Below are 7,030 nucleotides of genomic sequence, written 5' to 3'. Positions count from 1 at the left end.
TTTTTTTGTGTCTAAAATTACAACCTAACACTTATTCCATGTAATTTTCAGGTAAATCAATTTGTGCAACACCTGACTCTACCGCAGCCATTGCAACCGCTTTTGCAATGCGTGGTAGTAAACGAGGATCCATTGGTTTTGGAATAATATACTTATCACCAAACTCCAGCTTATCAACACCCGCAGCCGTCAGTACTTCAGCAGGTACAGGCTCTTTAGCAATACTTCTAATTGCTTCTACGGCAGCTATTTTCATTTCATCATTAATTGCACTGGCGCGTACATCAAGAGCACCGCGGAATATAAACGGAAAACACAGTACATTATTAACTTGGTTAGGGTAATCTGAACGACCCGTTGCCATAATTAGATCGTTTCGAGCAGAGTGGGCCAATGCAGGATCAATTTCAGGATCGGGGTTAGAACAGGCAAACACAACTGGCTTTTCTGCCATTAACTTTAAATCGTCGGCGGCTAATAGATTAGGACCCGATACACCAACAAATACATCTGCGTCTTCAATCACATCTTGCAACGTGCGCTTGTCTGTATTGTTTGCAAAAAGTTTTTTGTATTCATTTAAGTCATCACGACGAGTATGAATAACACCTTTACGGTCAAGCATGTATATGTGCTCACGCAAAGCGCCACACTTAATTAAAAGCTCCATACAAGCAACCGCAGCAGCACCCGCCCCCAAACACACAATAGTGGCATTTTCGATAGACTTGCCCTGCACCTCAAGCGCGTTCAACATACCCGCAGCGGTTACAATAGCTGTACCGTGCTGATCATCATGAAATATAGGAATACTGCAGCGTTCAATCAACGCTTTTTCTATTTCAAAGCACTCTGGCGCCTTTATATCTTCGAGGTTAATACCGCCAAATGTGTCGGCAATATTAGCCACTGTATTAATAAAATCTTCCGTGGTGCGATGTTTAACTTCAATATCAATAGAATCAAGGCCAGCAAATCGCTTAAACAGTAACGCCTTACCTTCCATTACAGGTTTTGAAGCAAGTGGGCCTAAATTGCCCAGGCCTAAAATTGCAGTACCATTAGTGATAACCGCAACCATATTCCCTTTGCCGGTGTATTTATAAGCGTTTGCAGGGTCAGCAGCTATTTCGCGTACTGGTTCTGCAACTCCTGGGCTATATGCTAATGCGAGATCTTTAACCGTTTCAGCAGGCTTGGTTAGCTCAATGCTAATTTTTCCTGGAACGGGGTGCGAATGATAGTGTAGTGCTTGTTCACGAAAGTCTGACATAACGCGATTGTATCCTGCAATTAAAGTAAAAGTGAGAGGTGAAGTTTAGGCTACGATACCCTTATTATTTTTAAATTCCAAGCAATATCAGGTCTATCCTGTTATATGCTAGTTCGATTAATTTTAAGAGGTTTTTCAATAACTTTAGTAAATTATATCGACACTTTATAAATAAAAATTCATCCAATAACGGGGTTTAAAGGCACATTTATTCTTTCATTATTTTTTATAAAACATCTTAATAAAGTCTTATTAAAATAAGCAAAAATAGACTTATTCAAATACTTTAAAAACATATAACTTCACGTTAGCTGCATTTAACCACTTAGTTAAAAAATGAACTAATTAAAAATATAGAGAATAATTTGCGATTTGTCTGTAAGGGTTTATGCATATTCAGAATAAGAACAGGAAATAGTTATGCATTGCAGAGAAATAAGAAAATCGAGTGATAAGCTAAAAATTTGTTACTTAGTTGTTCTACATTAAAAAATTTTAACGCAGCTCGCGTAAAATTTAATTATTCAAATTGAGACGGTATCGCTCGCAAATTGCCACAACTAAATTAAAAGCATAAAAAAAGCACCCTAAGGTGCTTAATTTAACGAGACAGCAAAAATTACTTCTTGCTACCAAGTGCACCGAAACGCTTGTTGAAACGATCAACACGTCCGCCAGTGTCTAAAACTTTTTGCTTACCAGTGTAAAAAGGGTGACACGCTGAACATACGTCAAGGTGAATGTCTTTACATAAAGTAGAGCTTGTTTCGAATTTATTGCCGCATGAACAAGTTGCAGAAATTACTTCGTACTTAGGGTGAATACCTTCTTTCATAGAAACCTCTAGTTAAGGCCGCATCGCTCTCCAAACCCGAAGTCTGGCACCATACGTCGTTAAAACAAATTTGTTGGTCGCGGATTTTATCCAACTACCATCAAACACACAAGCTATTATTAACTGTTTTGCTAAAAAAGTAGCCAGGCACTCAAGCAAGCAACATTTGCTAGTAGGTTTTTAACGTTATTTTTAGTACATTACATCATTAATTTTATGAGTTGAGTTGCTATGCATTTTGTTGAAGTCGCTATAAAAGTTCCCTTACCGCGCACCTTTGATTACAAAGTAGATAAGCAACTTGATGGTATGACATCACCACTAGAACCAGGAATGCGTGTGTTGGTGCCTTTTGGTAACCAACAAAAAGTAGCCGTTATTTTAGCTATTAAAAGCAAGACCGATGTGCCCGAAAACAAAGTAAAACCTATCATTGAAGTCATCGATGATGCGCCTATTTTATCATCTGAGCACATTGCGCTTTTGAGTTTTACATCCCGCTATTACTGTTACCCACTTGGCGAAACAATTCATATAGCGCTACCTAGTGCGCTACGCCAAGGTGAATCACCGGATAAAACCAGTATCAACATGGTTATGCTGACAGAAAAAGGGGCAAAACTTCCGTCACTCAAAGCAAAAACTCAACTTAACTTATTAAAGCAACTTGCGCAGTCTGGTAAATCATCATTAACCGAGCTTAAAGCATTAGGCTTTAGTAAAAAAACTATCGATAGCCTTATTGCAAAAGCATTGATTACACAAACCATAGAACATGATAATCAGTGGCAAAGTACAGCCCCAACAGTGGGTAGCAAGCCTACATTAAATAAAGAGCAAGCCGTAGCTTGCACTGCAATTAATCAAAGTAATGGCTTTAACACATTTTTATTAGAAGGGGTTACCGGTAGTGGTAAAACCGAAGTCTATCTTCAATGCCTTGAAGAAGTGTTAAAGCGAGGTGAGCAAGCCTTAGTACTCGTACCCGAAATAGGCCTTACCCCTCAAACGGTAAACCGTTTTCGTCGGCGCTTTCCAGATACTCCCATCATGTTATGGCATTCTGCACTTACCGATAACGAACGCCTACAAACCTGGCGCTTTTGCGAAAAAGGGAGTTGCGCGATTGTAATAGGTACGCGCTCAAGTATTTTCTTACCTTTTTTAAAGCTCGGTATGATTGTCGTTGACGAAGAACACGACTCATCATTTAAACAACAAGACACCCTTCGTTACCATGCACGAGATTTAGCAGCTTATCGTGCATTCCAGCATAAAATTCCACTTATACTGGGCAGTGCAACTCCTGCGCTCGAAACCTTGCATAAAGCCATTAATAATAAGTACCAACTTTTAAGCCTGACAGAGCGCGCTCAAACTTCAACCGATAACCAGTTTAAATTACTCGACATGAAAGGCCAGCCCGATCAGGCCGGTATAGCTCACGCAAGCCTTGCTACCATGCGCCAACACTTAAATCGTGGCAAACAGGTTATGGTGTTTTTAAATCGTCGCGGCTTTTCGCCTACGCTTATTTGCCATGAATGTGGTTGGTTGAGTGAATGTAACCGTTGCAGTACCAGTGCCACGTTCCACAAGGCGATTGGTCAAATGATTTGCCACCATTGTGGTGACCAACATCAGGTACCTCATCAATGCCCTGATTGTGGTAGCACACAAATATTCCCTAATGGGAAAGGTACCGAACAAATAGAAGAGTTTTTAACAAACGAGTTTCCTGAGACGCCTGTAACCCGTATTGATCGAGATTCCACCCGCCGTAAAGGTAGTTTAGAAAAAGCCCTCGACGAAATTAACTTAGGCGGTGCGCGCATATTAGTGGGCACGCAAATGCTTGCTAAAGGTCATCACTTCGCCGATGTAAGCTTAGTGATTATTTTAGATGTCGATAGCGGCCTCTACTCCTGCGACTTCAGAGCAACTGAACATTTGGCGCAGTTGGTAACTCAAGTGGCAGGGCGAGCTGGCCGCTCGGGAGAGCCTGGCCAAGTGTTATTGCAAACACATTTCCCTGAACATCCACTATTACAAGATTTAGTCAATAATGGTTACCAAGATTTTGCACGCTTTGCGTTAAGCGAGCGTGATGACGCTGACTTACCGCCTATTACTCATATGGCCATAGTCCGTGCACAAGGGCTTAGTATTAAACTAGTCGTCGACTTTTTGACAGATTTGGTTCCAGTTAACGGTGTATCTGGTATACAATTGCTCGGTCCGATCCCTGCCCCTTTAGAGAGAATAGCGGGTATGTATCGGTTTCAATTGCACATTCAAGCGCAAGATCGCCGCATATTACATCAGTATCTTGCGCAAATGGTTGATTATTTAAGCACGAGCAAACTTGCACAAAAAGTTCGCTGGAGTTTAGATGTAGACCCTATAGATATGATTTAGGTTAAGGCCAAAATAACGCTATGGCACAGCACGATTACATTAACAAAAAACCCAAAAATAGAAAAAATACCAAAAAAGAACCCGCTAAAAAGCCATTTCCTTATCTTTTGGTAATTGTTGCAGCTTTGCTCGTAGGCGGTTTTGCCTATGGATTATGGTTTATTAAAAATAACGCCGACTCCAAGCTTGTTGAAAAACAAACTAACCCAGCCGCAAAAGAAAAAGTAGAAGTGGTCGTTCCTCGTGCGCCTGAATTTATAAAAGAAATCAGAAACCATGAAGTACAAGTTGAAGTAAAAGAAATTGAACAAAAAGGCCCTTACGTCATGCAATGTGGCTCGTTCAGAACTTATCAGCAAGCTGAATCGTTAAAAGCGAAAATAGCGTTTGCTGGGCTTATATCTGAAATAAGAGAAACCAAAGGCGAAACGGGTATTTGGTATAAAGTACGTTTAGGGCCTTATAAAACAAAGCGCCAAGCAGAAAGTGATAAAAATAAACTCAAGCGTGTAAAAGTCGTCGGCTGCGGAATTTGGGGCTGGACTTGAAAATAAACCATTCACCCATATAACCTCATCATAATCGTTTTTAACGAGTTGCCCCTGCAACTCGATGATGAGGAATAACATGACCACTATTGTAAGTGTACGCCGCGACGACAAAGTTGTGATCGGTGGCGACGGCCAAGTTTCATTGGGTAATACCGTAATGAAGGGCAATGCCCGTAAAGTTCGACGTCTTTATAATGGCAAAGTAATCGCAGGCTTTGCCGGCGGTACTGCTGATGCCTTCACACTTTTCGAACGTTTTGAAAGCAAACTAGAAATGCACCAAGGTAACCTCACCAAAGCCGCCGTTGAAATGGCAAAGGATTGGCGAAGTGACCGTGCACTGAGAAAGTTAGAAGCCCTTTTAGCTGTAGCCGACGAAACGGCCTCTTTAATCATTACCGGTAACGGTGACGTAGTTCAACCTGAAAATGACTTAATCGCAATTGGCAGTGGTGGTAACTTTGCCCAATCGGCAGCAACCGCGTTATTAGAAAACACCGATTTAAGCGCTCGTGAAATAGTAGAAAAAAGCCTAACTATTGCAGGTGATATCTGCGTATTTACCAACAACTTCCAAACTATCGAAGAATTATAATAGGAACCGCTATGTCTGCTATGACCCCAAGAGAAATTGTTCACGAGTTAGACCAACATATTATTGGCCAAGCTAACGCAAAAAAAGCCGTTGCTATTGCCCTTCGTAATCGCTGGCGCCGCATGCAATTAAACGATGATTTACGTGCAGAAGTAACACCAAAAAATATTTTAATGATTGGTCCTACAGGTGTCGGCAAAACAGAAATTGCACGTCGCCTAGCTAAGCTTGCTAATGCCCCTTTTATCAAAGTAGAAGCAACTAAGTTCACCGAAGTTGGATATGTTGGTAAAGAAGTTGAAACCATTATTCGTGACTTAGTTGAAGTGTCTATCAAAATGACACGTGAACAACAAACTAAAAAGTTTAAGCACCGTGCAGAAGAAGCGGCCGAAGATCGTATTTTAGATGCGCTTTTACCACCCGTTAAAGATCAATACGGTGAAACTCAGCGTGATGAAAACTCATCTACACGCCAAACATTCCGCAAAAAGCTACGTGAAGGCCAACTAGACGATAAAGAAATTGAAATCGATTTAGCACAAGTACAGCCAAACGTAGAAATTATGGCGCCTCCTGGCATGGAAGATATGACCAATCAGCTGCAAAGCATGTTTCAGAACATGGGTGGCGATAAGCGAACTAAGCGCAAGCTAAAAATTAAGGAAGCCTTTAAGCTACTAACTGAAGAAGAAGCTGGTAAATTAGTAAACCCTGAAGAGCTAAAGGAGCAAGCTATTTTTGCTGTAGAGCAAAATGGCATTGTGTTTATTGATGAAATAGACAAAATTTGTAAACGTGGTGATTCATCAGGCCCAGATGTTAGCCGTGAAGGCGTACAACGAGATTTGCTACCGCTTATTGAAGGCTCGACTGTCAATACTAAGCACGGTATGGTTAAAACTGACCATATGCTATTTATCGCCTCTGGCGCATTCCAAATGGCTAAACCATCAGACATGATCCCTGAACTACAAGGCCGTTTACCTATTCGCGTAGAGCTTGAAGCACTCACTGCAAATGACTTTAAACGCATACTTACAGAGCCTCATGCTTCACTGACAGAACAACAGCGCGAGCTACTTAAAACAGAGCAAGTTGATGTTCAATACAGTGATGATGCTATCGAGCGCATTGCAAAAGCGGCATGGCAAGTTAACGAGAAAACCGAAAACATCGGTGCACGTCGTCTTCATACCGTGATGGAGAAGCTAATGGAAGAAATTTCATACGATGCATCTGAGCAAGCTGGATCATCGGTTGTAATTGATGCTGATTATGTTGAAAAACATTTAGGCGCACTGGTTGAAGATGAAGATTTAAGCCGCTTTATTCTTTAATTGGCACTATAAGTAGTT

General features: G+C 41.1%; 6 protein-coding genes. 4 read left to right on the top strand and 2 right to left on the bottom strand.

The features are described 5' to 3' along the window. Positions 1–31: 31 nt before the first annotated feature. On the bottom strand, positions 32–1,273 hold the full coding sequence (locus tag CWB62_RS13465; RefSeq protein ID WP_058403857.1) for a malic enzyme-like NAD(P)-binding protein: 1,242 nt from the start codon (positions 1,271–1,273) through the stop codon (positions 32–34). A 619-nt stretch (positions 1,274–1,892) separates the two neighbouring features. Continuing rightward, positions 1,893–2,108: a 50S ribosomal protein L31 gene (gene rpmE, locus CWB62_RS13460; RefSeq protein WP_006793092.1), complete on the bottom strand. Its 216-nt coding sequence runs from the start codon at positions 2,106–2,108 to the stop codon at positions 1,893–1,895. Positions 2,109–2,339: 231 nt separating this feature from the next. On the opposite strand from rpmE, the gene priA reads away from it, so the two are divergent. The 4 genes from priA to hslU all read left to right on the top strand — a co-directional run bounded on the left by priA (position 2,340) and on the right by hslU (position 7,012). Further along, positions 2,340–4,526 (top strand): primosomal protein N', encoded by a 2,187-nt coding sequence (gene priA / locus CWB62_RS13455; RefSeq protein WP_058403858.1) that lies wholly within the window; start codon positions 2,340–2,342, stop codon positions 4,524–4,526. Between the two features lie 20 nt (positions 4,527–4,546). Then, positions 4,547–5,074 (top strand): SPOR domain-containing protein, encoded by a 528-nt coding sequence (locus CWB62_RS13450; RefSeq protein WP_138530788.1) that lies wholly within the window; start codon positions 4,547–4,549, stop codon positions 5,072–5,074. A gap of 79 nt (positions 5,075–5,153) precedes the next feature. Further along, the gene (hslV, locus tag CWB62_RS13445; protein ID WP_058403860.1) at positions 5,154–5,672 is read left to right on the top strand and encodes an ATP-dependent protease subunit HslV; all 519 of its coding nucleotides are present in this window, start codon (positions 5,154–5,156) and stop codon (positions 5,670–5,672) included. Between the two features lie 11 nt (positions 5,673–5,683). Continuing rightward, entirely contained in the window at positions 5,684–7,012 is a 1,329-nt protein-coding gene (gene hslU / locus CWB62_RS13440; protein WP_138530790.1) for an ATP-dependent protease ATPase subunit HslU, read from the top strand. The last annotated feature ends 18 nt before the right edge of the window (positions 7,013–7,030 follow it).

The organism is Pseudoalteromonas sp. S408 (assembly GCF_005886645.1).
GTDB lineage: Bacteria > Pseudomonadota > Gammaproteobacteria > Enterobacterales > Alteromonadaceae > Pseudoalteromonas.
Note: the sequence above shows the minus strand (reverse complement) of the source record. Positions and strands in the feature narration are given on the sequence as shown.